Origin of the sequence: Pseudonocardia benzenivorans CB1190 (genome assembly GCF_000196675.2) — a bacterium.
Taxonomy (GTDB): Bacteria; Actinomycetota; Actinomycetes; order Mycobacteriales; family Pseudonocardiaceae; genus Pseudonocardia; species Pseudonocardia benzenivorans.
The window spans coordinates 3,647,876-3,672,922 of the sequence record NC_015312.1 but is presented as its reverse complement, the minus strand read 5'-3'; the positions used below and the strand labels follow the sequence as shown (position 1 = coordinate 3,672,922).

The window sequence follows — 25,047 nt, the reverse complement described above, 5'->3', positions numbered from 1 at the left end:
GATCGCTGCGTGGCAGAATCGACGGGCCGACATCCCGCCGTCCGCGCCACCTCAGCAGGGAGCCCAGTGTCCGTCCAACCCGTCCGGCTCTTCGGCGACCCGGTCCTGCGCACGCCCGCCGTCGAGGTCACGACCTTCGACGCGGAGCTGCGCAAGCTCGTCGCCGACCTCACCGACACCATGCACGACGAAGGCGGCGCCGGCCTGGCCGCGCCGCAGATCGGGGTCGGGCTGCGGGTGTTCACCTACGACGTCGACGGCTTCGCCGGGCACCTGGTCAACCCGACGTTCGACGTCGTCGGCGACGAGGAGCAGACCGGGCCGGAGGGCTGCCTGTCGATCCCCGGGCTGCGCTGGGACTGCACGCGCCACCTGCACGTCGTCGCCCGGGGCTGGAACGTCCACGGCGAGCCGGTGACGGTCGAGGGCTCCGAGCTGCTGGCCCGCTGCATCCAGCACGAGACCGACCATCTCGACGGCGTCCTGTTCGTCGACCGGCTCGACGCCGAGACCCGCAAGCTAGCCATGGCCGAGATCCGCGCCGCCGAGTGGTTCGGGCAGCCGGAGCCCGTGGTCAAGGTCAGCCCGCACCCGATGTTCGGCCGGGCCCGCTAGTGCGGCTGCTGTTCGCCGGTACGCCGGAGCCGGCGGTACCGGCCCTGCGGGCACTGCTGGAGTCGCCGCGCCACGAGGTCGTCGCCGTGCTCACCCGGCCCGACGCGCCCGCCGGCCGCGGCCGCAGCGTGCAGCGCTCGCCCGTCGGCGCACTGGCCGACGAGGCCGGTGTCCGGGTGCTGACGCCGCGGCGGCCGTCCGAACCCGAGTTCCTCGCGACGCTCACCGAGCTGGCGCCCGACTGCGCGCCCGTCGTCGCCTACGGCGCACTCGTACCCCGCGCCGCGCTCGACGTCCCGGTCCACGGCTGGGTCAACCTGCACTTCTCGCTGCTGCCGGCGTGGCGTGGTGCCGCGCCCGTGCAGGCCGCGATCCGCCACGGCGACGACGTCACCGGGGCGACGACCTTCCGCCTCGAGGAGGGCCTCGACACCGGCCCGACCTACGGCGTGGTGACCGAGACGGTCGGCGCCGAGGACACCGCGGGCGCGCTGCTCGGCCGGCTCGCCGTGAGCGGGGCACGGCTGCTCGTCGCGACGCTCGACGGGATCGCCGACGGGACCGTCACCGCGGTGCCCCAGCTCACCGAGGGGGTGTCGCTCGCACCGAAGGTGCTGGTCGCCGACGCCCGCGTGGCCTGGGACGCACCGGCGGTCGCGGTCGACCGGCTCGTGCGCTCGGTGACCCCCGAGCCCGGCGCGTGGACGCACTTCCGCGACCAGCGCCTCGGCCTCGGTCCCGTCCGTCCGGTCCGCACGGGCGGCATCGCCCTCGCCCCGGGTGCGCTGCACGTCGAGAAGCGCCGGGTGCTCGTCGGGACCGCGACGGTCCCCGTCGAGCTGGGCGAGGTGCGCCCGACCGGCAAGAAGGCGATGCCCGCGCCCGACTGGGCGCGCGGTGTGCGCATCGCCGAGGAAGAGGTACTGACGTGAGCGTCCGGTCCGGCCCGGCAGGCAGGCACCCCCGATGACTGAACCGCACCGCGGCGGCGACCGCCGCCGGTCGGGCGGGGCACGTCGCAACCCCGGCCCGCCGCGGGGCCGCAGCGGGCCCGCGCGTCCCGTCACCGTCGACCCCGCCCGCGTCGCCGCGCACGAGCTGCTCACCGCGGTCCGCGAGCGCGACGCCTACGCCAACCTCGCCATGCCGGCGATCCTGCGGCGGCACCGGCTGCGCGACCGCGACGCCGCGCTCGCGACCGAGCTCGGCTACGGCACGCTGCGTGCCCTCGGGCTGCTCGACGCCGTGGTCGCGGCGTGCGCCGACCGGCCGCTGCACCGTATCGAGCCGCCGCTGGTCGACGCGCTGCGCCTGGGCGCCTACCAGCTGCTGCGTACCCGGATCCCCGCGCACGCGGCCGTCGACACGATCGTCGACCTGGTCCGCGACCGGGCCGGCTCCCGCTCCGCCGGGTTCGTCAACGCGATCCTGCGCAAGGTCGCCGAGCAGGACGAGGCGGCCTGGACGGCGCAGCTCGCCCCGTCAGTCGAGGAAGACCCGTTGGGGCACAGCGCGTTCGTGCACGCGCACCCGCGCTGGATCGCCCAGGCGTTCGCCGACGCGCTCGGGGGTACCGCCGAGCTCGACGCCGCCCTCGCGGCCGACGACGCCCGGCCCGTCGTGCACCTGCTCGCGCGGCCCGGCGAGATCACGGCCGAGGAGCTCGCGCTCGTCACCGGCGGCACCGAGGCGCCGTACTCGCCCTACGGCGTGCACCTCGAACCCGGCTCGGGGGACGTCGGGGACATCGACGCCGTCGCCGAGGGTCTCGCCGTCGTCCAGGACGAGGGCAGCCAGCTGGTGGCGCTGGCCCTCGCCCGCGCGGAGCTGGCCGGTGACGACGGCGGCCGCTGGCTCGACCTGTGCGCCGGCCCCGGCGGGAAGGCGGTGCTGCTCGGCGGCCTGGTCGCCCTCGACGGGGGCGCGCTCGCCGCGGTCGAGCGCTCCGAGCACCGCGCCGACCTGGTCCGACGAGCCGTCGACGGGCTGCCCGTCACCGTGCACACCGCCGACGGCCGCGAAGCACCGCTGCCCGACGCCGCGTTCGACAGGGTGCTCGTCGACGCGCCCTGCACCGGCCTCGGTGCCCTGCGCAGGCGGCCCGAGGCGCGCTGGCGGCGCAACCCCGAGGACGTCGCCGGGCTCGCGCGGCTGCAGCGCGAGCTGCTCACCGCGGCGCTGCGCCACGTCCGGCCCGGCGGCGTCGTCGCGTACGTGACCTGTTCGCCGCACCTGTCGGAGACCGTCGGCGTCGTCGGCGCGGTGCTGCGCAGGCACCGCGACGTCGAGAAGGTCGACGCGCGCGCCGTCCTGCCGGGGGTGCCGGACCTCGGCGACGGGCCCGCCGTCCAACTGTGGCCGCACCGCCACGGCACCGACGCGATGTTCGTTACACTGCTGCGCCGCCTGCCCTGATCCCCCGGTACGGTGAGCGCCCGGGTGAGGTTCGCGCGGCGCAGAAGTCGTTGCGGGACATCGCCCACACATGCGTGCCCGGCAACGGGTGCCCAGTAGCCTCTGAGGCGTGCATCCATTGATCGCCCCCAGCATGCTGTCCGCCGACTTCGCTCGGTTGGCCGACGAAGCCGACGTGGTCACCGGGCCCGTCGGTGAGGGAGCCGACTGGCTCCACATCGACGTGATGGACGCGCACTTCGTGCCGAACCTGACCCTCGGCCTGCCCGTCGTCGAGTCGCTGCTGAGGGCGACGGAGGTCCCGCTCGACTGCCACCTCATGATCGACGACCCCGACCGCTGGGCGCCCGCCTACGCCGAGGCCGGTGCGTACAACGTCACCGTGCACGCGGAGGCCGCCCACGACCCGGTCGCGCTGGCCAGGAACCTGCGCGCCGCGGGGGCCAGGGCCGGGCTGTCGATCAAGCCCGGCACGCCGCTCGAGGACCACCTCGACACCCTCAAGCACTACGACACGCTGCTGATCATGAGCGTCGAACCGGGCTTCGGCGGCCAGGCCTTCATCCCCGAGGTGCTCGACAAGGTCCGCACCGCGCGCCGGCTCGTCGACACCGGGCACCTGACCGTGCTCGTCGAGATCGACGGCGGGATCAACGCCGACACCGTCGAGCAGGCCGCCGAGGCGGGCGTCGACTGCTTCGTGGCGGGGTCCGCCGTCTACGGCGCCGACGACCCGTTGCGGGCCGTCCGGGCCCTGCGCGAACAGGTCGTCCGCACCAGCCCGCACCGGTGGACGAACGCATGAGGTTCCCGACGGCGACCGACGGCGACCGCGCCTGCCGCGGCGGTCGCCGGGGTGCCGGGGCGGTGTCATGACCGTGCCCGGCGCGTCGAACGATCCCGCCCCGACGGTCGGCGACGGGCCGCTCGACGCCGCCGCGGCGATGCGGCTGGCGCTGGCCGTCTCGGCCCGCGTGCACGGCACGACCAGCCCGAACCCGCCCGTCGGCTGCGTCGTCCTCGACCGCGACGGCCGGGTGGCCGGGACCGGGGCGACGGCGCCGCCGGGCGGTCCGCACGCCGAGGTCGCGGCGCTGGCCGAGGCGGGGGAGCGGGCCCGCGGCGGCACCGCCGTCGTCACCCTCGAACCGTGCGCGCACCACGGACGCACGCCACCCTGCACCGACGCGCTGCGCGCCGCGGGGATCGTCGCGGTGCACGCCGGAGTCGCCGACCCGAACCCGGTCGCCGCCGGCGGCGCCGCGGTGCTGCGCGCCGCGGGCGTCGACGTCACCGTGGGGACGCTCGGCGCCGAGGTCGCGGCCGGCCCGCTGCGCGGCTGGCTGCACGCGACGCGCACCGGGCGCCCGCACGTCACCTGGAAGTTCGCGGCGACGCTCGACGGGCGCAGCGCCGCCGCCGACGGCAGCAGCCGGTGGATCACCGGCCCGGCCGCCCGCGCGCGGGTGCACGCTCTGCGCGCGACGAGCGACGCCGTCGTCGTCGGGACCGGGACGGCGCTGGCGGACGACCCCGCGCTCACCGCGCGCGACGCGGCGGGCACGCCCGTACCGCGCCAGCCGCTGCGGGTCCTCGTCGGTCTGCGCCACCCGCGGCCGGGCTCGCACCTCGACGCCCCCGACGTGCTGCACCTGCGCACCCACGACCCCGACGAGGTGCTCGCCGCACTGCACGCCCGCGGGGTCGTCGACGTGCTGCTCGAGGGCGGTCCCCGGCTGGCGGGGGCGTTCCTCGCCGCCGGCCGGGTGGACCGCGTGCTCGCCCACCTGGCGCCGGCGCTGCTGGGCGCGGGCCCCGCCGCGCTCGCGGACGCGGGGGTGGGAACGATCGCGGACATCCTGCGGTTGCAGGTGGCATCGGTGGAACTGGTGGGGGGTGACCTCGTGGTCGACGCGGTGCCGGGCCCGGCGCGCGGCGCGGTCGACCCGGTTGCCCCGTGGTCCGCGGACCAGGCCGGGCCCGTCCCGGCGGTGGTCGACGGCGGGCTCGGACGGAAGGGACGGCGGTAGATGTTCACCGGGATCGTCGAGGAGGTCGGCGAGATCGTCGAGGTGCGCCACGACGGCGACGTCGTGGTGCTCACCGTGCGGGGGCCGCGCGTCTCCGAGGACGCGGCCCACGGCGACTCTATCGCCGTCAACGGCTGCTGCCTCACCGTCGTCGACGACGAGGGCGCCGCCGACGACAGGTTCCGCCTCGAGCTGGTGCCCGAGACCCTGAAACGGACGTCGCTGGGTGCCGCGGCCGCGGGGGTGAAGGTCAACCTCGAGCGGGCGCTGCCGGCCGGGGGCCGGCTCGGCGGGCACATCGTGCAGGGCCACGTCGACGGCGTCGCGACGCTGGTCAGCCGGACCCCGGGCGAGCGCAGCGACGAGGTGCGCTTCAGCCTGCCGCCCGAGCTGGCGCGGTACGTCGTGGAGAAGGGCTCGATCGCGGTCGACGGGGTCTCGCTGACGGTCGCGGCGACCGACGCCGACACCTTCACCGTCGCCCTCATCCCCACGACGTTGGCGGACACCACACTCGGAATCCGTGCTCCGGGGGATACCGTCAACCTCGAGGTTGATGTCGTCGCGAAATACGTCGAACGGCTGACCGCCGGGTACCGGCGCGGCGCCGACGAGGAGGCAGGGGTCCAGTGAGCGACCACGCGAGCACCACGACCGGTACGGCGGAGTCGCGCCGGAACGCGTTCGAGCTCATCGAGCGCGCCGTGGCGGACCTGGCCGAGGGCAAGCCCGTCGTCGTCGTCGACGACGAGGACCGTGAGAACGAGGGCGACCTGATCTTCGCCGCGGAGAAGGCGACACCGGAGCTGGTGTCGTTCGTGGTGCGCTACACCTCCGGGTACGTGTGCGTCGCGCTGACCGAGGAGGACTGCGACCGCCTCGACCTGCCTCCGATGCACCACACCAACACCGACAACTTCCGCACCGCGTTCACCGTCACGGTCGACGCGAAGGAGGGCGTGACGACGGGCATCTCAGCCGCCGACCGCGCCCGCACGATCCGGCTGCTGGCCGACCCCGCGGCCGCGCCCGCCGACCTGGTCCGGCCGGGCCACGTCCTGCCGCTGCGGGCCCGCGAGGGCGGCGTCCTGCGCCGGCCCGGGCACACGGAGGCCGCGGTCGACCTCGCGCGGATGGCCGGGCTGTCCCCGGCGGGCGCGCTCTGCGAGATCGTGTCCCAGAAGGACGACACCGACATGGCCCGCGGCGACGAGCTGCAGGTCTTCGCCGAGGACCACGAGCTCACGCTCATCACGATCGCCGACCTCATCGCCTACCGGCGGCGGTTCGAGAAGCACATCGTCCGGGTGGCGCAGGCGCGGATCCCGACCCGCCACGGCGACTTCATCGCCTACGGCTACGACTCCCTGCTCGACGGCATCGAGCACATCGCGATGGTCGTCGGCGACGTCGCGACGCCCGAGGGCGACGGTGAGGACGTGCTCGTCCGGGTGCACTCCGAGTGCCTCACCGGCGACGTGCTCGGCTCGCTGCGCTGCGACTGCGGCCCGCAGCTCGACGCCGCGCTCGAGGCCGTCGCCCGCGAGGGGCGCGGCATCGTGCTCTACATGCGCGGGCACGAGGGCCGGGGCATCGGCCTGCTGCACAAGCTGCAGGCCTACCAGCTGCAGGAGGCCGGCGCCGACACCGTCGACGCGAACCTGGCGATGGGCCTGCCCGCCGACGCCCGCGACTACGGCATCGGCGCCCAGATCCTCGCCGACCTCGGGGTGCGCAGCATGCGGCTGCTCACCAACAACCCCGACAAGCGAGCCGGCCTGGAGGGCTACGGCCTGACGATCAACGGCCGGGTCCCGATGCCGATCCGGCCCACCCCGGAGAACCTGCGCTACCTGCGGACCAAGCGCGACCGGATGGGCCACGAGCTCCCCGGTCTCGGCGATGCGCCCGAGGACGCCGTCGGCGGGGGCTCGGGCTACTGAGGGGCCGTCCGACGGATCACCCGCCGCGGTCTCGGCGCCCGGACGGCTCGTGGCTGCGTTGTCGGCGGGCCTGGACACGCCCGGTATGCCGACCCGGCTCCGCCGTGCCGCGAACCGCCCGGGTCACCGAGCCCGTCGACGACGATCCGTCAGACACCGTTCAGCCGGTCCGCGTGCCCGGCGCCACGGCGGCCGGGCGCGCTCCCGCCGGCGCGTGTGACGGGTCCCGGGGTGCGTGGCCGGTCCGCTCGGCGACGGGGCAGGATGGACGCCATGAGTGGTGAGGGACGTCCCGTCGACCTCGGCGATCTCGACGGTGCCGCCGACCTGCGGGTCGGCATCGTGGCGGCGAGCTGGCACGCCGAGATCACCGAGGTGCTGCTGCAGCGCGCGGTCGCCGTGGCGGAGAAGGCCGGTGCGGTCCCGACCGTGGTGCGGGTGAGCGGGACGATGGAGCTGCCGGTCGTGTGCCAGGCGCTGGCCCGTACGCACGATGCCGTCGTCGCGCTCGGCGTCGTGATCCGCGGTGGCACACCCCACTTCGAGTACGTCTGCGACTCCGTGACCGCGGGCCTCACCCGGGTCGCGCTCGACGAGGGCGTCCCGGTCGGCAACGGTGTGCTCACCTGCAACACCACCGAGCAGGCCGTCGACCGCTCCGGCATGCCGGGCTCCGCGGAGGACAAGGGCGCCGAGGCGACCATCGCGGCCCTGCACACCGCGCTGGTCCTGCGCGGGCTCCGGACCCCGGCATGAGCGGGCGCCAGGTGGGGACGGGAGCGACCGTGCGTGGGACGGGCGACGACGGGCCCGACGCAGCCGCGCCGCGGCCGGCCGGGGAGCAGGTGACGGGGGAGCAGGTCATACTGCGGCCCCGCCGCGTGCTGTGGCTCGCGTGGATCGGCGCCGTCGCGGTCTTCGTGCTGTTCGTCGTCATCGCCGTCGTCCTGCGGACGGCGGACACCGGCGTCTACTTCCGGCTCGCCGACCAGATCTCGATGGTGGTGCTCGGGCTCCTGATCGCCGGCGGGCTGCTGCTGCTCGCCCGGCCGCGGGTGCGTGCGGACGCCCGGGACATCGAGGTGCGCAACATCCTGCTCACCCGCCGGGTGCCGTGGACCGAGGTTGTCGGTGTGGCCTTCCCCGACGGCGCGAGCTGGGCCCGGCTCGACCTTCCCGACTACGAGTACTTCCCGATCCTCGCCGTGCAGGCGGCCGACCGGCAGTACGCGGTCGCCGGCATCCGCCGGTTGCGGGCGCTGCACGCCGCGGCACTCCAGGCAGCGGCACTCCAGGCAGCGGCCCACCAGGCGGTGGGCGAGCGGCCGGCCGGATCGGGGACCGTCGCGAGTGCCGGTGCCGCCGAGCGGCCCCCGGCTGCCGGCGGCGGCCTGGCCGGCCCGCAGCTCACCCCGGACACCGGGACGACGCCGACCGGGACGACGCCGACCGGGACGATGCCGACCGGGACGACGCCGACCGGGACGACGCCGACCGGGACGACGCCGACCGGGACGACGCCGACCGGGACGACGCCGACCGGGACGACGCCGACCGGGACGACGCCGAGTGCGGGAACGGCGGGTGCAGGGACGCCGGATGCCGCGACATCGGGCGCGATACCGCGCCACGACGACACCCCTGGCAGCGCAGGCGACTCAGGAGCCTGACCTGCGCACGCCCTCCGGTGAGGAGTCGGCCGGGGCGGAGCTCGCCTGGGCGGCGTCGGCCGAGCGGCCTCGGCACGGGCGGCGTCGACAAGCGGCGCCGCTTGGCGTGATGTCGGCGAACGAGGCGTCGGCCGGGGGTGACGTCGAGCGGGCACGGTGTAGAGCCGGCACGGTGTAGAGCCGGCACGGTGCAGAGCGGGCACAGTGTCGGGCGGGCGCGAATCGGCCACGTGGGTCGGAGCGTCGGCGAGGTGCGGTGCGACCGGGCGAGCATCGAACGGGCGGAGTCGGGCGGCGCAGGTCGGCGCTCACCGCCCGCCGCCGGGCGCCCCGGCGCGCGCGCCACTCCCGAGGATGATCAGCACGGGAGAGCATGACGGTGCGTGACCGGCCCGGTACGGTTCTCGGACGTCCGGCTCGGCACCGTGAACGGGAGGAGACCGCGTCCGATGGCCGGCCCGACATCCGGTGCATCCTCCGTCCCCGCGAGCGGCCGCGCCCCCGCGGCCCGGCCGCGCGCCGTGTTGCTCGACGTCTACGACACCACCCTGCGCGTCGGCGTGCTCCGCGAGCGCTTCGTCGACGTCGGTCGTCCGGAGCTCGAGTGCGACGTGTTCCTCGCCCGCGCGATGCGTGACGGCATCGCGTTCAGCATGGCGGGCGCCGACGGGTCGTTCGGCTCGTACGTGCGCGAGGCACTGCGCGCGACGACCGGCCACACGCTCTCCGAGGACGCGCTCGACCACGTCATGGCCGGGTTCTCCGCGCTCCCGCCGCAGCCCGACGCCGAGTACGCGTTGATGGCCTTGGCCCGGGCGAAGGTCTCTGTCTACGCGTTCGGCTACGGCAACGAGCGGGTGCTGTCGGACGCGCTCGACCGCTCCGGGCTGCGGACGTACCTGCGCGGCACGATCTCCGTCGACGACCTCGCCCGGCTGCGCCCGGCCGCCGGTGCCTACCACCACGGCTGCCGGACGGCCCACGCCGAGCCCGCGCGGACGGCGCTGGTCAGCGTGCACGCCTGGGACATCCACGGGGCGGCGCGCGCCGGGCTGCTCACCGGCCTCGTCTGCCGCGGCGAGGGCCGCGTCCCGGCGACCATGGAACAGCCGCACGTCCGGGGCGAGCGGCTCGACCAGGTCGTGGAGGCGCTCCTCGCGCTGCCGGGCTGACCCGGCCGGCACGCTCACCGCGGTTCCGCGGCCAGCCGGCCCCGGCCGAGGTCGGCACGGGACCCGGCGAGGACGCCCGCCCCGAAGCCGGACCCGGACCGGCGCGGCCGCCGGGCCGTGCCGAGGTCGGGGAAGGCCGCGGCGAACGCCCGGTCGACGGCGGCGCCACGGTCGGCGAGCACCAGCGCGGCGGTGCGTCCGCCGGGCGCCGGACCGGCCGCGGCCCGCGCCACGGCGGACCGTTCGGCCGCGAGCAGGCGCTCGTGCACGCGCGCCGCGAAGCCCAGCAGCCACGACCGCCGGTACGCCGCGACGGACTCGCCCGGGTCGGGCGGACGACACCGCGCAAGCTCGCGGGTGGCCTGCACGACCAGCGACTCGTAGAGCAGCCCCACCCGGTCGCGGTCGACCGCGTGCCCGACGACCGTCACCGCGCGCACCCGGCCCCGGCCCGCCGGGTGCAGCACCCACCGGCACCGCAGCGCCGACGCCGTCCAGCCCAGCAGGCGCGCCTTGCCGCCGCTGTAGGGCTCGCAGAGCTCGACCCGCGTACAGCCCACCGGATCTGCGCCCGGGCGGGCCGCGGCGAGCAGCGCGGCGTCGACCCCGTGCCGGGCGGACAGCTCGGCCGCCTTCGCGGTGTATACGCGGGCCTCCGCCTCGGTGCCGGCGCGTTCGGCCTTGGCCAGCAGCTTGCGGATCCGGTCGAGCGTGTCGGCCATCCGTCCCCCCGGGACTCGCGCGGAGCGATCGAACCCATGTTCGACCCGGACGGAGTCTTATCACCCGGCCCCGACAGAACCGGGCGGCACCAGCCGGTGAGCCCCGCCCGGCCGGCGGTTCTACGCTGGGGAGGCCATGCCGGACCCTGCCACGTATCGCCCCGCCCCGGGTTCCATCCCGGAGGCGCCCGGCGTCTACCGCTTCTCCGACCCCCGCGGCCGGGTCATCTACGTCGGAAAGGCGAAGAGCCTGCGCAGCCGGCTCAACTCCTACTTCGCCGACGTCGCCGGGCTGCACCCGCGGACCCGGCAGATGGTGACGACCGCGGCCGCCGTGGAGTGGACCGTCGTCCGCACCGAGGTCGAGGCGCTCCAGCTCGAGTACAACTGGATCAAGGAGTTCGACCCGCGGTTCAACGTCCGCTACCGCGACGACAAGACCTACCCGGTCCTGGCGGTGACGCTGAACGAGGAGTTCCCGCGGCTGCACGTCTACCGCGGTCCCCGGCGCAAGGGCGTGCGCTACTTCGGGCCCTACGCCCACGCGTGGGCGATCCGCGAGACGCTCGACATGCTGCTGCGCGTCTTCCCGGCCCGGACCTGCAGCGCGGGGGTGTTCCGCCGGCACGGCCAGATCGGCAGGCCCTGCCTGCTCGGCTACATCGACAAGTGCAGCGCGCCGTGCGTCGGCACCGTGACCGCCGACGAGCACCGCACGATCGTCGACGACTTCTGCGACTTCCTCGCCGGCCGCACCGACCGGATGGTCCGCGAGCTCGAGCGACGGATGGAGGACGCCGCCGGGGCACTGGAGTTCGAGAAGGCCGCCCGGCTGCGCGACGACATCGGGGCGCTGCGCCGGGCGATGGAGAAGCAGGCCGTCGTGCTGGGCGACGGGACCGACGCCGACGTCGTCGCGTTCGCCGAGGACGACCTGGAGGCCGCGGTGCAGGTCTTCCACGTCCGTGGCGGTCGGGTGCGCGGGCAGCGCGGCTGGGTGATCGACAAGGTCGAGCCGACCGACACCTCGCAGCTGGTCGGCCGGTTCGTCAGCCAGTTCTACGGCGAGCAGGCGGCGCTGGCCGGGTCGGCCGACGACGCGCACCAGCCGGTGCCCCGCGAGATCCTCGTGCCGGAGCTGCCGCCGGACGCCGAGGCGCTCGCCGAGTGGCTCTCCGGGCTGCGCGGGTCCCGGGTCCAGCTGCGGGTGCCGCGCCGCGGCGACAAGCGCGCGCTCGCGGAGACGGTGGCGCGCAACGCCTCGGAGGCGTTCGCGCGGCACAAGCTGCGCCGGGCGGGCGACCTCACGGCCCGGTCGGCGGCGCTGCAGGAGATCCAGGACGCGCTGGAGCTGGAGTCGGCGCCGTTGCGCATGGAGTGCATCGACGTCAGCCACGTCCAGGGGACCGACGTGGTCGCGTCGCTCGTCGTGTTCGAGGACGGGCTCGCGCGCAAGTCCGACTACCGGCGCTTCGAGATCAAGGGCGGCGCCGACGGCGGCGACGTGGCGGCGATCGCGGAGGTCGTGCGCCGCCGGTTCCGGCGCTACCTGGCGGAGACCGCCGTGGAGACGGCCGTCGACCCCGGCGGTGGTGCGGCGAACGGTCGCCCGGCGGTCGTCGCCGACGGGTCGGCGGCGGACGGCCATCCGGTGGGCGACGAGGAGCCACGCACCCGTAACGCGGCCGTGGACTCCGCCGAACCCCTCGACATCAGCGCCACGGTGAGTGCCCCGTCCGCGACCGTCCGAACGGGCATCGACCCGCACACCGGACGGCCGCGGAAGTTCGCGTACGCGCCGAACCTCCTCGTCGTCGACGGCGGCCCCCCTCAGGTCGAGGCCGCCGCGCAGGTGCTCGGCGAGCTCGGGATCGACGACGTGGCGGTGTGCGGGCTGGCCAAGCGCCTGGAGGAGGTCTGGCTGCCCGCCGACCCCGATCCGGTGATCATGTCCCGGACCTCGGAGGGGCTGTACCTGCTCCAGCGGATCCGGGACGAGGCGCACCGCTTCGCCATCACCTACCACCGCCAGCGTCGTTCCAAGGGCATGGTGGCCTCCGAGCTCGACGCCGTACCGGGGCTGGGCCCCTCGCGGCGCCAGGCGTTGCTCAAGCAGTTCGGTTCCGTGCGCAAGCTGCGGGCCGCCGGTGTCGACGAGATCGCCGCGGTGCCGGGTTTCGGCAGGCGGACGGCCGCGGCCGTGGTCGCGGCGCTGCACGGCGAGGCCCCCGCGGGCGACGCGCAGCCCACCACGCCCGCGGGCGGGGCGCCGGACGCCCCCGGCGCCGCCGCGGACCCCGGCGCCGCCGTGGGTGGCGTGCTCCCGAGCACCGCCGCGACCGCTGCCCACGGGGAGTCGTCGTGACCGCGGACCGGCGGGACACGGCGCCGGCGGGTATCGAGGTCGCGCTGGTCAGCGGCCTGTCCGGGGCCGGCCGCAGTACGGCGGCCAAGGTGCTGGAGGACCTGGGCTGGTTCGTCGTCGACAACCTCCCGCCCGAGCTGATCGCGACCATGGTCGACCTGGGTGCCCGGGCCCGGGGCGAGATCACCCGCATCGCCGTCGTCATGGACGTGCGCAGCCGCGCGTTCACCGACGACCTCGGCGCGGTGATCAAGGATCTCGACGCCAGGGGCTACAAGCCGCGGGTGCTGTTCCTGGAGGCGACCGACGCGGTGCTGGTCCGGCGCTTCGAGCAGGTCCGGCGCAGCCACCCGATGCAGGGCGACGGACGGCTGTCCGACGGCATCGCCGCGGAGCGCGAGCTGCTGCGGCCGCTGCGCGAGGACGCGGACCTGGTCGTCGACACCTCGACGATGTCGGTGCCGCTGCTGCGCGCCACGCTGGAGCGGACGTTCGGCGACGAGCTCTCGCCCGCGACGCGGGTGACGGTGCTGTCCTTCGGCTACAAGTACGGCCTGCCGATGGACTCCGACCTGGTCGTCGACGTGCGGTTCCTGCCCAACCCGCACTGGATCCCCGAGCTGCGCGACTTCACCGGGCGCGACGCGGCGGTGCGCGACTACGTGCTGAGCCAGGAGGGCGCGGAGGAGTTCATCGACCGCTACCTGGACCTGCTCGCGCTGATCGGGGCGGGCTACCGCCGCGAGGGCAAGCGCTATCTCACGGTCTCCGTCGGGTGCACCGGCGGCAAACACCGTAGCGTCGCGATCAGCGAGGAGCTGGCGCGGCGGCTGGCGGGGGCCGAGCACGTCGTGGTGAACGTGTCGCACCGGGACCTGGGACGCGAGTGAGCACACGGTGAGCGAGCGAGACGGAGGCGGCCTGCGGGCCGTCGCGCTGGGGGGCGGGCACGGGCTGCACGCCACCCTCAGCGCGCTCCGCCTGCTCGGCGACGTCATCGACCGGATCACGGCCGTGGTCACCGTCGCCGACGACGGCGGGTCGTCGGGCAGGCTGCGCCGCGAGCTCGGCTCCCTGCCGCCGGGCGACCTGCGGATGGCGCTGTGCGCGCTGGCCGCGCCCGTCGCGCCGGAGAACGGCGCCACGACCGTCGCGGCACCGGGCGAGGAACCCGGTCGAGAGACCGGCCACGCCGCCGCGCACGATGCCGCCGCTGTGCACGATGCCGGTGACGACCTGTGGGTGCGCGTCGTGCAGCACCGCTTCGGCGGCAACGGCGCGCTCGCCGGGCACGCCGTCGGCAACCTCGTGCTCGCCGGGCTGATGGACGTCACCGGCGACGCGGTGACCGCGCTCGACCGGATGGGCGCGCTGCTGGGCGCCCGTGGCCGGGTGCTGCCGATGAGCTGCGACCCGTTGACGATCGAGGCCCAGGTCACCGGCCTCGACGACGATCCCGCCGCGGTCCGGCTGATCCGCGGCCAGGTGGCCGTCGCGTCGACGCCCGGGCGCGTGCGCCGGGTGTGGCTGCGTCCGACCGACCCCACGCCCTGCCGCGAGGCGGTGGCCGCGGTGCGCGAGGCCGACGTCGTGCTGCTCGGCCCCGGATCGTGGTTCACCAGCGTGCTGCCGCACCTGCTCGTGCCGGGCTTGCGGGAGGCCCTGCTGACCACCGCGGCCCGCCGGGTCGTGGTGCTCAACCTGGCGCCGCAGCCGGGGGAGACCGCCGGGTTCTCGCCCGAACAGCACCTCGACGTACTCTCGCAGCACGCTCCCGCCCTTCGCGTGCACGCCGTGCTCGCGGACCGGGCCGCGGTTCCGGTCCCCGACCGGCTCCGGCGGGCCGCCCGCACCATGCTCGTCCCGGACGGGACGGTGCACCTGGCCCCCGTGGCCGCGGACGATCCCGCGGTCCCACGGCACGACCCGGCGGCACTGGCCGCGGCATTGCGATCCGTGCTGGTCGGCACGGGACGCGCCGCGGCCGGAGCAGTCGAGAGGAGGACCTGAGGTGGTGTGCACCCAGTGCAGCCCGGCAGCGTGCGGCCCGGCACGGTCGTGTCCGGTCCCAGGCGACGGCAGGAGGTGTCCCCGATGGCGATGACGGCCGCGGTGAAGGACGAGCTGAGCAGGCTCTCGGTCACGAAGCCGTCGTGCCGGCGGGCCGAGGTGGCGTCCCTGCTCCGGTTCGCGGGCGGGCTGCACATCGTCGGCGGCCGCGTCGTGATCGAGGCGGAGGTGGACACGGGCTCGGTCGCGCGCCGGCTGCGCCGCGAGATCCACGACCTGTACGGGCACCAGTGCGAGGCGCACGTCATCACGGCGGGCGGGCTGCGTCGCAGCGCGCGCTACGTCATCAGGGTGGTGCGCGACGGGGAGGGGCTGGCTCGGCAGACGGGGCTGCTCGACGCCCGTGGCCGTCCCGTCCGGGGGCTGCCGCCGCCCGTCGTGTCCGGTGACGTGTCCGACGCCGAGGCCGCCTGGCGCGGCGCGTTCCTCGCGCACGGGTCGCTCACCGAGCCGGGCCGCTCGTCCGCGCTGGAGGTGACCTGCCCCGGCCCGGAGGCGGCGCTCGCGCTCGTCGGCGCCGCCCGCAGGCTCGGCGTCACGGCGAAGGCCCGCGAGGTCCGCGGAGCCGACCGCGTCGTCGTCCGCGACGGCGACGCGATCAGCGCGCTGCTGACCCGCATGGGTGCGCACTCGTCGGTGCTGGCCTGGGAGGAGCGGCGGATGCGCCGCGAGGTCCGGGCGACCGCCAACCGGCTCGCCAACTTCGACGACGCCAACCTGCGCCGGTCGGCGCGCGCGGCCGTCGCCGCGGCGGCGCGGGTCAGCCGGGCGCTGGAGATCCTGGGTGACGACGTGCCGCAGCACCTGCTGGCCGCGGGCAAGCTGCGCGCCGAGCACACCCAGGCGTCCCTGGAGGAGCTGGGCCAGCTCGCCGATCCGCCGATGACCAAGGACGCCGTGGCCGGCCGGATCCGCAGGCTGCTGCACATGGCCGACAAGCGCGCCGCCGACCTGGGGATCCCCGACACGGAGTCGGCGGTCACACCGGAGATGCTCGAGGACGCCTGACCGGGGGTCCGCCGCAGGTGGCGGGCCATGAATCGATTCCGACCAGGGTGCGCCCGGGCCAGGACGCGGACGCTAGTCTGGCGGTCAGGTTCGCCTGAATTCCATCCTCGGGAGGTACTCGTGACGGTTCGCGTCGGCGTGAACGGCTTCGGTCGGATCGGCCGCAACTTCTGGCGGGCGGTGGACGCCCAGCGCGCCGCCGGCACCAGTGACATCGAGATCGTCGCGGTGAACGACCTCACCGACAACGCGACGCTCGCGCACCTGCTGAAGTACGACTCGATCCTGGGCCGGCTGCCCTACGAGGTCAGCACCTCGGGCGACGACATCGTCGTCGACGGCAAGCCGCTGAAGGCGCTCGCCGAGCGCGACCCCGCGCAGCTGCCGTGGAAGGACCTGGGCGTCGACGTCGTCGTGGAGTCCACCGGCATCTTCACCAAGCGCGAGGGGGCCGCGAAGCACCTCGACGCCGGGGCCAAGAAGGTCGTCATCTCCGCGCCGGCCACCGGCGAGGACATCACGATCGTCAAGGGCGTCAACGACGACCAGTACGACGGCAGCCAGACCATCATCTCGAACGCCTCGTGCACGACGAACTGCCTCGCCCCGCTGGCGAAGGTGCTGGACGACCTGCTGGGGATCGAGAAGGGTCTGATGACCACGATCCACGCCTACACCCAGGACCAGAACCTGCAGGACGGCCCGCACAAGGATCTCCGCCGGGCCCGGGCGGCCGCGCTGAACATCGTCCCGACGTCGACGGGTGCGGCCAAGGCGATCTCGCTGGTGCTGCCGCACCTCAAGGGCAAGCTCGACGGCTACGCGCTGCGGGTGCCGATCCCCACCGGCTCGGCGACCGACCTGACCGTCGAGGTCCGCAAGGAGGCCTCGGCCGAGGAGATCAACGCGGCGTTCAGGGCCGCTGCCGAGGGTCCGCTCAAGGGCATCCTCAAGTACACCGAGGACCCGATCGTGTCGTCGGACATCGTCACCGACCCGCACTCGACGATCTACGACGCGGGCCTGACCAAGGTCATCGGCAACCAGGTCAAGGTCGTCGGCTGGTACGACAACGAGTGGGGCTACTCGAACCGGCTGGCCGACATCACCGCGCTCGTCGCCTCGAAGCTGTGAAGACGCTCGATGACCTCCTGGACGAGGGGGTCGAGGGCCGGACCGTGCTGGTCCGCTCCGACCTCAACGTCCCGCTCGACGGCGACCGGATCACCGACGACGGCCGCATCCGCGCGTCGGTCCCCACGATCTCGGAGCTCTCCGGAGCCGGGGCGATCGTCGTGATCACGGCGCACCTGGGCCGGCCGAAGGGCGGGCCGGACCCGGCCCTCTCGCTCGCGCCCGTCGCGTCGCGGCTCAGTGAGCTGCTCGGCGCGCCGGTCAAGCTCGTACCGCTCGACGCCGTGCCGAACATGGCCGCGGGTGACGTCGTGCTCGTCGAGAACATCAGGTTCGACCCGCGCGAGACCAGCAAGGACGACGACGAGCGCGCCGGCCTGGCCGACGAGCTGGTCGCCATCGCCGGCGACGACGGCGCCTTCGTCTCCGACGGGTTCGGCGTCGTGCACCGCAAGCAGGCGTCGGTGTACGACGTCGCGCAGGACCTCCCGTCGTACGCGGGCGGGCTCGTGCAGGCCGAGGTCGAGGTGCTGCGCAGGCTCACCGAGGACCCCGCGCGCCCGTACAGCGTCGTCCTGGGCGGCTCCAAGGTCTCCGACAAGCTGGCCGTCATCGAGGCGCTGCTCCCGCGCGTCGACAGCCTGCTCGTCGGCGGCGGGATGTGCTTCACGTTCCTCGCCGCGCAGGGCTACGGGGTCGGTGCGTCGCTGCTCGAGTCCGACCAGATCGGCAACGCCCGCAAGCTGCTGGAGTCGGGCAAGATCCTCCTGCCCGTCGACGTCGTGGTCGCCGACCGGTTCGCCGCCGACGGGCAGGTGCGCACCGTCGCCGTCGACGCGATCCCCGACGGCTGGCTGGGGCTCGACGTCGGACCCGACACGGTGGCCGCGTTCGGCGAGGCGCTCTCCGGGGCCAGGACCGTCTTCTGGAACGGCCCGATGGGCGTGTTCGAGATGGCGCCGTTCGCCAAGGGCACCCGCGGCGTCGCGCAGGCGATCGTCGACGCCACCGCCGCCGGGGCGTTCAGCGTCGTCGGCGGGGGTGACTCCGCGGCCGCGGTGCGCGCCCTGGGCCTGCCCGAGGACGGGTTCTCCCACATCTCCACCGGCGGCGGCGCGTCCCTGGAGTACCTGGAGGGCAAGGCGCTGCCCGGCCTCTCCGTCCTCGATCGCTGACCGCCGACCCGCCAGGGCGGCCCGAACGCCCGGAACACCGAACACGAGGATGACAGTGACCCCGTCCGCTGGGACCCCGACGAGCGGCCGCAAGCCGCTCATCGCCGGCAACTGGAAGATGAACCTCACACACCTCGAGGCCATCGCCTTCCTGCAGAAGCTCGCCTACGGGCTGCCGGAGAAGTACTACGCCAAGGTCGAGGTGGCGGTGCTCCCGCCGTTCACCGCGATCCGCAGCGTCCAGACCGTGATCGACGGCGACGGGCTGCTGATGACCCACGGCGCGCAGGACATCTCGCCCCACGAGTCCGGTGCCTACACCGGGGACGTCTCGGGTCCGATGCTGGCCAAGCTCATGTGCCGCTACGTCGTCGTCGGGCACTCCGAGCGGCGCGCGTACCACCACGAGGACGATGCGGTCGTCAACGCGAAGGTGCGCGCGGCGTTCGCCAGCGGCATCACGCCCATCCTGTGTGTCGGGGAGGGACTCGACGTGCGCGAGGCCGGCGAGCACGTCGGCCACTGCACGACGCAGCTCAGCGCCGCGCTCGAGAAGGTCACCCCCGAGCAGGCGGCGACGCTCGTCGTCGCGTACGAGCCGATCTGGGCGATCGGCACGGGCCGGGTCGCCGGCGCGGGCGACGCCCAGGAGGTGTGTGCCGCCGTGCGCGGCACGCTCGGGAAGCTCTACGGCGACACCGTGGCCGGGTCCGCGCGCGTGCTCTACGGCGGCTCGGTGAAGTCGGGCAACGTCGGCGAGATCGTGGCCGAGCCCGACGTCGACGGCGCGCTGGTCGGCGGGGCGAGCCTCGACCCCGACGAGTTCGCCAAGCTGTGCGCGATCGCCGCGGGCGGCCCGCTGCCCTGAGCGGCGGCTGCACCGGCTCGGGCGGGGCGGTATCGGGCGGGTGACCGTCCGGTGCCGCCCCGCCGGCGTTCCGGGACCCGTTACCGGCGCCGGGCCAGGCGCCGGGTGTGCGGGCTGCGGGCCGGCTGCGCCGTGTACCCGACCGCGCCGTCAACCCGACCGCGCCGTCAACCCGACCGCGCCGTGTACCCGACCGCGCCCGGGTGTCCGACTGCGCCCGGTGTCCGACTGCGCCTGGTGTCCGACTGCGCCGGGGGTGCGAGTGCGCCGCAGGTGCGACTGCGCTGCGTAACACCTGCGGGGCGGGCTGCGAGCACACCCCTACCGGCGCCTCGAGGCGCACCGGGCCCTCCGGGACTGGTTCCACGGACCGGCGGGTAGCCTGGTGGACCCCGATGTGAATGAGGATGGGATGAAGCTCGCCCTGGACATTGTCCTGATCGTCTCCAGCGTGGTGCTGGTGCTGCTCATCCTGCTGCACCGCGGTCGCGGCGGCGGGCTCTCGAGCCTCTTCGGCGGCGGCGTCCAGTCGAGCCTGTCCGGGTCGAGTGTCGTCGAGAAGAACCTCGACCGGTTGACGTTGTTCACCGCGGCGATCTGGCTGATCGCGATCGTCGGTACCGGCGTGCTCGTCAAGATCGGCTGAGAGAGCCCGGGCGCAGGGCGGAAGGAGTACGGGAGACATGGCGATGTCAGGTGGCAACGCGATCCGCGGTACGCGTGTCGGGGCCGGACCGATGGGGGAGTCGGAGCGGGGCGAGACGGCACCGCGGGTCAGGGTCGCCTACTTCTGCGCGACAGGGCACGAGACGCGCCCGTCGTTCGCCGCCGACGCGGAGATCCCGGAGACCTGGGACTGCCCCCGCTGCGGCCTGCCCGCCGGCCGTGACCACACCAGCCCGCCCGCCGCACCGCGCAACGAGCCGTACAAGACGCACCTGGCCTACGTGAAGGAGCGCCGCAGCGACGCCGACGGCGCCGCGATCCTCGACGAGGCGCTCAGCCGCCTGCGGGCCTCCCGCGAGCTCTGATCCTCGTCCGGTCGCCAGCACGGTTCATCGGGGCGGTGTCCCGGGGACCACGACGTCGTCGGGTCCGTGAGGCCGTGCGCGCCAAGCTGATCGAGGCGGTCGACGAGGTCGTCGCCCAGCGGTGCGACGAGCAGACCGCGCTGCTGCGCGCCGAGGTCGCGCAGCTGCGTGCGGAGCTCGCCGCGCTCGTGCGGGCGGAGGGCGACCGCGTGGTCGACGAGATCCACGCCGTCGAACGACGCTCCCGTCGTGACCTGGTCGCGGCGGGCGAGCGCGCCGCCGCCGCGTCGACGTCCGCGTTCGTGGAGTCCCGGATGGGCGATGCCGTCGCGCTGCCCGACGCCGCGGCCACCCTCGACCGGGCACTGGAGCTCGCCCCGACCGGCGGGCTGGCGCTGGAGTTCGGGGTGTACTCGGGGGGCACGCTGAGCCGGATCGCCGACGCCCGGCCCGGTGGGGCGGTGTACGGCTTCGACTCCTTCACCGGCCTGCCGGAGACGTGGCGGCCCGGTTTCCGTACCGGCACGTTCGACGACGTCGCCGGCCCGCCGGAGGTCGCGGGCGCGCAGATCGTGGTCGGGCTGTTCGCCGACACCCTGCCCGGGTTCCTCGCCGAGCACCCCGGGCCCGTCGACCTCCTGCATCTCGACGCCGACCTGTACAGCTCGACGGCCACCGTGCTCGAGTGCGTCGGACCCCGGCTGCGGCCGGGCAGCGTCGTCGTCTTCGACGAGTTCTTCAACTACCCCGGCTGGCCCGACCACGAGGCCAGGGCGTGGCGTGAGTTCGTCGAGGCCACCGGCTGCGCGTTCGCCTGGGAGGCCTACACGGTCGCCGACGAGCAGGTCGTCGTCCGCATCACCGGCTGACGGGGGCGCGCTCAGGCCGTGACCGGGCGGACCAGGGACGCGGCCGTCGTCGCCCGCTCGCGGGCCTGAGCCACGTCGTCGCCGACGGCGACGGCGACGCCCATCCGGCGGCGCACGAAGCTCTCCGGCTTGCCGAACAGCCGCACGTCGGTGCCGGGGACCGCGAGTGCGTCGGCGACACCCTCGAACGCGATGCCCGTGGCGTCCACGCCGCCGTAGACGACGGCCGACGCGCCCGGGCTCAGCAGCGTGACGTCGACGGGCAGGCCGAGCACGGCACGCGCGTGCAGCTCGAACTCCGAGAGCCGTTGGGTCGCGAGCGTGACGAGCCCCGTGTCGTGCGGGCGGGGCGAGACCTCGGAGAACAGCACCCGGTCGCCCGCGACGAACAGCTCCACGCCGAACACGCCGCGCCCGCCGAGGTTCGCGGTGACCGCACCCGCGATCCGCCGGGCCTCGGCGAGCGCGGCGTCGCTCATCGGCTGGGGCTGCCAGGACTCCACGTAGTCGCCGTCGCGCTGCAGGTGACCGATCGGGGCGCAGAACGACGTCGCGGTGCCGCCGTCGGTGGTGCTGGCGCGCACGGTGAGCAGCGTGATCTCGTAGTCGAAGGCCACGAACCCTTCGACGATCACCCGGGCCCTGGCCACGCGCCCGCCCGCCATCGCGTACTCCCAGGCGTGGTCGAGGTCGGCGGCCGAGCGCAGGACCGACTGTCCCTTGCCCGACGACGACATCACGGGCTTGACCACGCACGGGTAGCCGATCCCGGGGCCGTCGGCGGAGCCCTCGACCGCGGCGCGCAGCTCGTCGAGGGAGTCGGCGAAGGCGTAGGGCGAGGTGGGCAGCCCGAGCTCCTCGGCGGCGAGCCGGCGGATGCCCTCGCGGTCCATCGTCAGGCGGGTGGCGCGGGCCGTCGGGATGACGGTCGTCGTCCCCGCCGCCTCCAGCGCGGCCAGCGCGTCGGTGGCGATCGCCTCGATCTCGGGGATGACCAGGTCCGGGCGCTCCGCCTCGACCAGCGCGGTGAGAGCGGCGGCGTCGGTCATGTCGATCGTGTGGGCGCGGTGCGCGACCTGCTGGCCGGGCGCGCCGTCGTACCGGTCGACGGCGATGACCTCGACGCCCAGCCGCTGCAGCGCGATGACGACCTCCTTGCCGAGCTCACCCGCTCCCAGCAGCAGCACGCGCGTGGCGCCGGGGCTGTTCGGGGTGCCGATGCGGACGGGTCCGGGCGTCATGACGATCACGATATGTCCTGGTCCCGGCGCCGACCTCCCCGGCCCGGACGCACGGTGCGACGCGTCCCGACCGCCGGCAACCCCACTGCTCGCCGGTCGCCGGCCGTCGACGCTGTGGTTGCGCTCGGGATCGGGCGCAACCGTGCTGGCCCTCCTGCGGCTGGAGCGCGACCGTGGGGTTGCGCTCGGGGGGTCGGGCGCAACCGTGCTGCTCTGCTGGGGCCGGAGTTCGACGGTGGGGTTGCGCTCGGGATCGGGCGCAACCGTGCTGTTCTGCTGGGGCCGGAGTCCGACGATGAGGTTGCGCTCGGGGTCGGCACACACTCGCGGCGCAGCCCACGCCGGCCGCCCACGTCGGCAGCCCACGTCGTAGCCCACGTCGGCGCCGGCGTCAGAGCGCGTCGAGCGCGCGCAGCAGCACCCCGGGCCCGACGACCTCGCCACCGGCCTCGGTCACGCGCGAGCGCAGCCCGCGGTCGGCGGTGACGACGAGGACCCTCTCACCCCCGGCGACCAGCTCGCCGACGAGGTCGACGATCGCGGCGTCGCCGTCGGCGGGAGCGCGCAGCAGCGAGAGCCCCGCGACCGGCTCCACCTCGGCAGCGCGCGCCGCGCCCTCGACGACGAGCACCACCCGCGACGGCGCTCCGAGCGGGTCCAGCAGCCCGGCCGCCGAGGCCGCGCCGAGCCGCGTCGCCAACCGCGCGGCAGCGCCGGCCCGGTCGCGCCACCACCCGTCGGGCCGGGACCCGACGACGTTGGCGCCGTCGACCACGAGCACCGTCACAAGAGGACCGTCACCACAAGAGGACCGTCACCACAGGAACACCGTCCCCGCAGGAGCCCCGTCCCCGCAGGAACACGGTCACGACCACAAAACCCGTCACATGGGAACACCGCGCTCGCCGGACCGTCAGGCGATCGGCGGGACGAGGTCGCGCGGCAGCTTCGAGGCGGCGGCCCGGTCGAGCAGCCACCGCGTCCGGCTGCGGCCGCGGACCCCGGCGACCGGGATCGCGACCTCCCCGGCACCGGTCAGGGCCATCGCGACCGCGGCGGCCTTCGGCTCGCCCGTCGTCACCACCCAGACCTGGTCCGCGCTGCGGATCGCGGGCAGCGTCAGCGAGACGCGGGTGGGTGGGGGCTTGGGACAGTTGTGCACCGCGACGACGGTGCGTTCGGTCTCGTAGACGGCGGGGGAGTGCGGGAAGATCGACGCGGTGTGCCCCTCGGGACCCATGCCCAGGAGCAGGACGTCGAGCGTCGGCATCGGACCGTGGTCCTCGGGGGCGGCCCGGCTCGCCAGCATGTCGGCGTAGGCCTGGGCGGCGTCCTCGGCGCCCGCCGGCCCGGTACCGGTGTCGGCGCCCATGGCGAAGATCTTGGCCGGGTCGACGGCGACGTGGTCGAGCAGCGCCTCGCGGGCCTGGGTCTCGTTGCGGTCGGCGTGCCCGCGGGGCAGGAACCGCTCGTCGCCCCAGAAGAACTCCACCTGTGACCAGTCGACGGCGTCGCGGGCCGGACCGGTGCGCAGCTGCTCGAGCAGCGCGATCCCGATCCCGCCGCCGGTGAGCCCGAGCCGCGGCACCCGGCCGGCGGACTGCAGGTCGACCAGCCGGGTCACGAGGCGGGCCGCGACCGCGGCGGCCAGCACGTCGGGACTGCGGTGGACGACGATGTCCGGTTCGGACGCCATGGGGACTCCCTCTCGCGCGCGACGGGTGAGGACGGGGTGCGGGGACGGTCAGGGGACGAGGTTGACGGGCGAGCGGCCCCGCGAGACCAGCCCGATCCCGGCGAGCGCCTCGCCGTAGATCTCGTCGGGGTCGAGCCTGCGCAGCTCCTCGGCCAGGCAGTCGGGGACCCCGCGGCGGCTGAGCACGATCATCCGGTCGGGCTGCCCGGGCTGGCGCAACGTCGCGGTGCGACCGTCGGGCCGCAGCAGCTCGATACTGCCGGAGCGGCGTGCGAGCTGCACCGACGACATCCCGCCGCCGCCCGCGGTCGAGGGTGAGCGCTTGACCTTCACCCCGAGCCGGACGGCGAGCCAGCCGGCCAGCAGGTCGGTCGAGGGCGACACGGCCTCGCCGGCGACGACGGCACCGGTGACGGGCTCGTGCGGCGGGTTGTCGAGGGCCGTCGCGAGCAGCGCACGCCAGTGCGTGAGCCGGGTCCAGGTGAGGTCGCTGTCGCCGGCGACGTGCCCGGACCGGCGCTGCTCGAAGGCCTTCGTCGGGTTGCGGGCCGAGAGCGCGTCGGTGATGCGACGCTGGGCGAGCCTGCCGATCGGGTCGTCGGAGGGGACGGCCGGGGCGTCGGCGGGCCACCAGGCGACGACGGGCGCGTCGGGCAGCAGCAGCGGCACGACCATGCCGGCGCCGGCGTCCTCGGAGGCGAGCGGGCCGTAGCCGCGCAGGACGACGACCTCGCTCGCACCCGCGTCGCCGCCGACGCGGATCTGGGCGTCGAGGCGGGCCGCGGCCTGCCGGGAGCCGCGGGCGATGACGAGGACGCGGCACGGGTGCTCGCGGCTCGCGGCGTTGGCGGCCTCGATGGCCTGCTCGGCGGACCCGCCGTCGTCGGTGACGATGACGAGGGTCAGCACCCGGCCGAGCGCCATGACGCCGCCGGCCTCGCGGAGCTCGACGAGCTTGCGGTTGACCGCCGAGGTGGTGCTCGACGGCAGATCGACGATCATCGCGGGCTCCTCGTGGAGGGT

At 75.0% G+C, this 25,047-nt stretch carries 25 protein-coding genes; 20 read left to right on the top strand and 5 right to left on the bottom strand.

All coding sequences use genetic code 11. The features are described 5' to 3' along the window. Window positions 1–66: 66 nt before the first annotated feature. From def to PSED_RS17245, 10 genes are all read left to right on the top strand, one after another. Window positions 67–615 (top strand): peptide deformylase, encoded by a 549-nt coding sequence (def, locus tag PSED_RS17290; RefSeq protein ID WP_013675543.1) that lies wholly within the window; start codon window positions 67–69, stop codon window positions 613–615. Further along, window positions 615–1,547: a methionyl-tRNA formyltransferase gene (locus PSED_RS17285; RefSeq protein ID WP_013675542.1), complete on the top strand. Its 933-nt coding sequence runs from the start codon at window positions 615–617 to the stop codon at window positions 1,545–1,547. The genes def and PSED_RS17285 overlap by 1 nt, the downstream gene beginning before the upstream one ends. Window positions 1,548–1,581: 34 nt before the next feature. Further along, window positions 1,582–3,030, top strand: coding sequence for an RsmB/NOP family class I SAM-dependent RNA methyltransferase (locus tag PSED_RS17280; protein ID WP_013675541.1), 1,449 nt, complete (start codon window positions 1,582–1,584; stop codon window positions 3,028–3,030). A 118-nt stretch (window positions 3,031–3,148) separates the two neighbouring features. Continuing rightward, a complete protein-coding gene (gene rpe / locus PSED_RS17275; protein WP_041759765.1) occupies window positions 3,149–3,835 on the top strand; it encodes a ribulose-phosphate 3-epimerase in 687 nt (228 codons plus the stop codon). A gap of 67 nt (window positions 3,836–3,902) precedes the next feature. Next, window positions 3,903–5,060: a bifunctional diaminohydroxyphosphoribosylaminopyrimidine deaminase/5-amino-6-(5-phosphoribosylamino)uracil reductase RibD gene (gene ribD / locus PSED_RS17270; protein WP_013675539.1), complete on the top strand. Its 1,158-nt coding sequence runs from the start codon at window positions 3,903–3,905 to the stop codon at window positions 5,058–5,060. Further along, window positions 5,061–5,693, top strand: a complete 633-nt coding sequence (locus PSED_RS17265; RefSeq protein ID WP_013675538.1) for a riboflavin synthase — start codon at window positions 5,061–5,063, stop codon at window positions 5,691–5,693. Continuing rightward, window positions 5,690–7,003 (top strand): bifunctional 3,4-dihydroxy-2-butanone-4-phosphate synthase/GTP cyclohydrolase II, encoded by a 1,314-nt coding sequence (locus PSED_RS17260; protein WP_013675537.1) that lies wholly within the window; start codon window positions 5,690–5,692, stop codon window positions 7,001–7,003. Before PSED_RS17265 ends, PSED_RS17260 begins: the two co-directional genes overlap by 4 nt. Window positions 7,004–7,276: 273 nt before the next feature. Then, window positions 7,277–7,759, top strand: coding sequence for a 6,7-dimethyl-8-ribityllumazine synthase (ribH, locus tag PSED_RS17255; protein ID WP_013675536.1), 483 nt, complete (start codon window positions 7,277–7,279; stop codon window positions 7,757–7,759). Further along, complete coding sequence (locus tag PSED_RS35520) at window positions 7,756–8,673, top strand: PH domain-containing protein (protein ID WP_013675535.1); 918 nt, start codon at window positions 7,756–7,758, stop codon at window positions 8,671–8,673. Before ribH ends, PSED_RS35520 begins: the two co-directional genes overlap by 4 nt. A 449-nt stretch (window positions 8,674–9,122) precedes the next feature. Then, complete coding sequence (locus PSED_RS17245) at window positions 9,123–9,845, top strand: HAD family hydrolase (protein WP_013675534.1); 723 nt, start codon at window positions 9,123–9,125, stop codon at window positions 9,843–9,845. Between the two features lie 14 nt (window positions 9,846–9,859). On the opposite strand, the gene PSED_RS17240 is transcribed toward PSED_RS17245, so the two are convergent. After that, window positions 9,860–10,567 (bottom strand): DUF2786 domain-containing protein, encoded by a 708-nt coding sequence (locus PSED_RS17240; RefSeq protein ID WP_013675533.1) that lies wholly within the window; start codon window positions 10,565–10,567, stop codon window positions 9,860–9,862. Window positions 10,568–10,703: 136 nt separating this feature from the next. On the opposite strand from PSED_RS17240, the gene uvrC reads away from it, so the two are divergent. The 10 genes from uvrC to PSED_RS17190 all read left to right on the top strand — a co-directional run bounded on the left by uvrC (window position 10,704) and on the right by PSED_RS17190 (window position 21,087). After that, window positions 10,704–12,932 (top strand): excinuclease ABC subunit UvrC, encoded by a 2,229-nt coding sequence (uvrC, locus tag PSED_RS17235; RefSeq protein ID WP_013675532.1) that lies wholly within the window; start codon window positions 10,704–10,706, stop codon window positions 12,930–12,932. A gap of 32 nt (window positions 12,933–12,964) precedes the next feature. Next, on the top strand, window positions 12,965–13,822 hold the full coding sequence (gene rapZ / locus PSED_RS17230) for an RNase adapter RapZ (RefSeq protein ID WP_041761478.1): 858 nt from the start codon (window positions 12,965–12,967) through the stop codon (window positions 13,820–13,822). A 31-nt stretch (window positions 13,823–13,853) separates the two neighbouring features. Next, window positions 13,854–14,942 (top strand): gluconeogenesis factor YvcK family protein, encoded by a 1,089-nt coding sequence (locus PSED_RS17225; protein WP_041761476.1) that lies wholly within the window; start codon window positions 13,854–13,856, stop codon window positions 14,940–14,942. Window positions 14,943–15,026: 84 nt separating this feature from the next. Further along, window positions 15,027–16,010 carry a DNA-binding protein WhiA gene (gene whiA / locus PSED_RS17220; protein ID WP_013675529.1) on the top strand — a complete coding sequence of 328 codons (984 nt, stop codon included), beginning with the start codon at window positions 15,027–15,029 and terminating at the stop codon, window positions 16,008–16,010. Window positions 16,011–16,130: 120 nt separating this feature from the next. Beyond that, a complete protein-coding gene (gap, locus tag PSED_RS17215) occupies window positions 16,131–17,144 on the top strand; it encodes a type I glyceraldehyde-3-phosphate dehydrogenase (RefSeq protein ID WP_013675528.1) in 1,014 nt (337 codons plus the stop codon). Next, window positions 17,141–18,319, top strand: coding sequence for a phosphoglycerate kinase (locus PSED_RS17210; protein ID WP_013675527.1), 1,179 nt, complete (start codon window positions 17,141–17,143; stop codon window positions 18,317–18,319). The genes gap and PSED_RS17210 overlap by 4 nt, the downstream gene beginning before the upstream one ends. A 55-nt stretch (window positions 18,320–18,374) precedes the next feature. Further along, window positions 18,375–19,187, top strand: coding sequence for a triose-phosphate isomerase (gene tpiA, locus PSED_RS17205; protein WP_013675526.1), 813 nt, complete (start codon window positions 18,375–18,377; stop codon window positions 19,185–19,187). Between the two features lie 412 nt (window positions 19,188–19,599). Further along, the gene (secG, locus tag PSED_RS17200) at window positions 19,600–19,833 is read left to right on the top strand and encodes a preprotein translocase subunit SecG (RefSeq protein WP_013675525.1); all 234 of its coding nucleotides are present in this window, start codon (window positions 19,600–19,602) and stop codon (window positions 19,831–19,833) included. Between the two features lie 43 nt (window positions 19,834–19,876). Then, complete coding sequence (locus PSED_RS17195; protein ID WP_041761474.1) at window positions 19,877–20,218, top strand: RNA polymerase-binding protein RbpA; 342 nt, start codon at window positions 19,877–19,879, stop codon at window positions 20,216–20,218. A gap of 74 nt (window positions 20,219–20,292) precedes the next feature. After that, a complete protein-coding gene (locus tag PSED_RS17190) occupies window positions 20,293–21,087 on the top strand; it encodes a class I SAM-dependent methyltransferase (protein WP_013675523.1) in 795 nt (264 codons plus the stop codon). Between the two features lie 11 nt (window positions 21,088–21,098). On the opposite strand, the gene purT is transcribed toward PSED_RS17190, so the two are convergent. From purT to opcA, 4 genes are all read right to left on the bottom strand, one after another. Next, window positions 21,099–22,328 (bottom strand): formate-dependent phosphoribosylglycinamide formyltransferase, encoded by a 1,230-nt coding sequence (purT, locus tag PSED_RS17185; RefSeq protein ID WP_041761471.1) that lies wholly within the window; start codon window positions 22,326–22,328, stop codon window positions 21,099–21,101. Window positions 22,329–22,719: 391 nt separating this feature from the next. Further along, on the bottom strand, window positions 22,720–23,115 hold the full coding sequence (locus tag PSED_RS17180; RefSeq protein ID WP_041759760.1) for a hypothetical protein: 396 nt from the start codon (window positions 23,113–23,115) through the stop codon (window positions 22,720–22,722). A 126-nt stretch (window positions 23,116–23,241) separates the two neighbouring features. Then, complete coding sequence (gene pgl / locus PSED_RS17175; RefSeq protein ID WP_013675520.1) at window positions 23,242–24,024, bottom strand: 6-phosphogluconolactonase; 783 nt, start codon at window positions 24,022–24,024, stop codon at window positions 23,242–23,244. A gap of 48 nt (window positions 24,025–24,072) precedes the next feature. Then, window positions 24,073–25,026: a glucose-6-phosphate dehydrogenase assembly protein OpcA gene (gene opcA / locus PSED_RS17170; protein WP_013675519.1), complete on the bottom strand. Its 954-nt coding sequence runs from the start codon at window positions 25,024–25,026 to the stop codon at window positions 24,073–24,075. Window positions 25,027–25,047 lie beyond the last annotated feature (21 nt).

What these genes read in the sequence shown, in the direction of transcription:
- ribD (WP_013675539.1), top strand. Translation starts at nt 3,903, where the DNA reads ATGACCGTGCCCGGCGCGTCGAACGATCCCGCCCCGACGGTCGGCGAC.
- pgl (WP_013675520.1), bottom strand. Translation starts at nt 24,024, where the DNA reads ATGGCGTCCGAACCGGACATCGTCGTCCACCGCAGTCCCGACGTGCTG.
- whiA (WP_013675529.1), top strand. Translation starts at nt 15,027, where the DNA reads ATGGCGATGACGGCCGCGGTGAAGGACGAGCTGAGCAGGCTCTCGGTC.
- uvrC (WP_013675532.1), top strand. Translation starts at nt 10,704, where the DNA reads ATGCCGGACCCTGCCACGTATCGCCCCGCCCCGGGTTCCATCCCGGAG.
- PSED_RS17195 (WP_041761474.1), top strand. Translation starts at nt 19,877, where the DNA reads ATGTCAGGTGGCAACGCGATCCGCGGTACGCGTGTCGGGGCCGGACCG.
- PSED_RS17280 (WP_013675541.1), top strand. Translation starts at nt 1,582, where the DNA reads ATGACTGAACCGCACCGCGGCGGCGACCGCCGCCGGTCGGGCGGGGCA.
- PSED_RS17240 (WP_013675533.1), bottom strand. Translation starts at nt 10,567, where the DNA reads ATGGCCGACACGCTCGACCGGATCCGCAAGCTGCTGGCCAAGGCCGAA.
- purT (WP_041761471.1), bottom strand. Translation starts at nt 22,328, where the DNA reads ATGACGCCCGGACCCGTCCGCATCGGCACCCCGAACAGCCCCGGCGCC.
- opcA (WP_013675519.1), bottom strand. Translation starts at nt 25,026, where the DNA reads ATGATCGTCGATCTGCCGTCGAGCACCACCTCGGCGGTCAACCGCAAG.
- ribH (WP_013675536.1), top strand. Translation starts at nt 7,277, where the DNA reads ATGAGTGGTGAGGGACGTCCCGTCGACCTCGGCGATCTCGACGGTGCC.
- PSED_RS35520 (WP_013675535.1), top strand. Translation starts at nt 7,756, where the DNA reads ATGAGCGGGCGCCAGGTGGGGACGGGAGCGACCGTGCGTGGGACGGGC.
- PSED_RS17265 (WP_013675538.1), top strand. Translation starts at nt 5,061, where the DNA reads ATGTTCACCGGGATCGTCGAGGAGGTCGGCGAGATCGTCGAGGTGCGC.
- PSED_RS17245 (WP_013675534.1), top strand. Translation starts at nt 9,123, where the DNA reads ATGGCCGGCCCGACATCCGGTGCATCCTCCGTCCCCGCGAGCGGCCGC.
- secG (WP_013675525.1), top strand. Translation starts at nt 19,600, where the DNA reads ATGAAGCTCGCCCTGGACATTGTCCTGATCGTCTCCAGCGTGGTGCTG.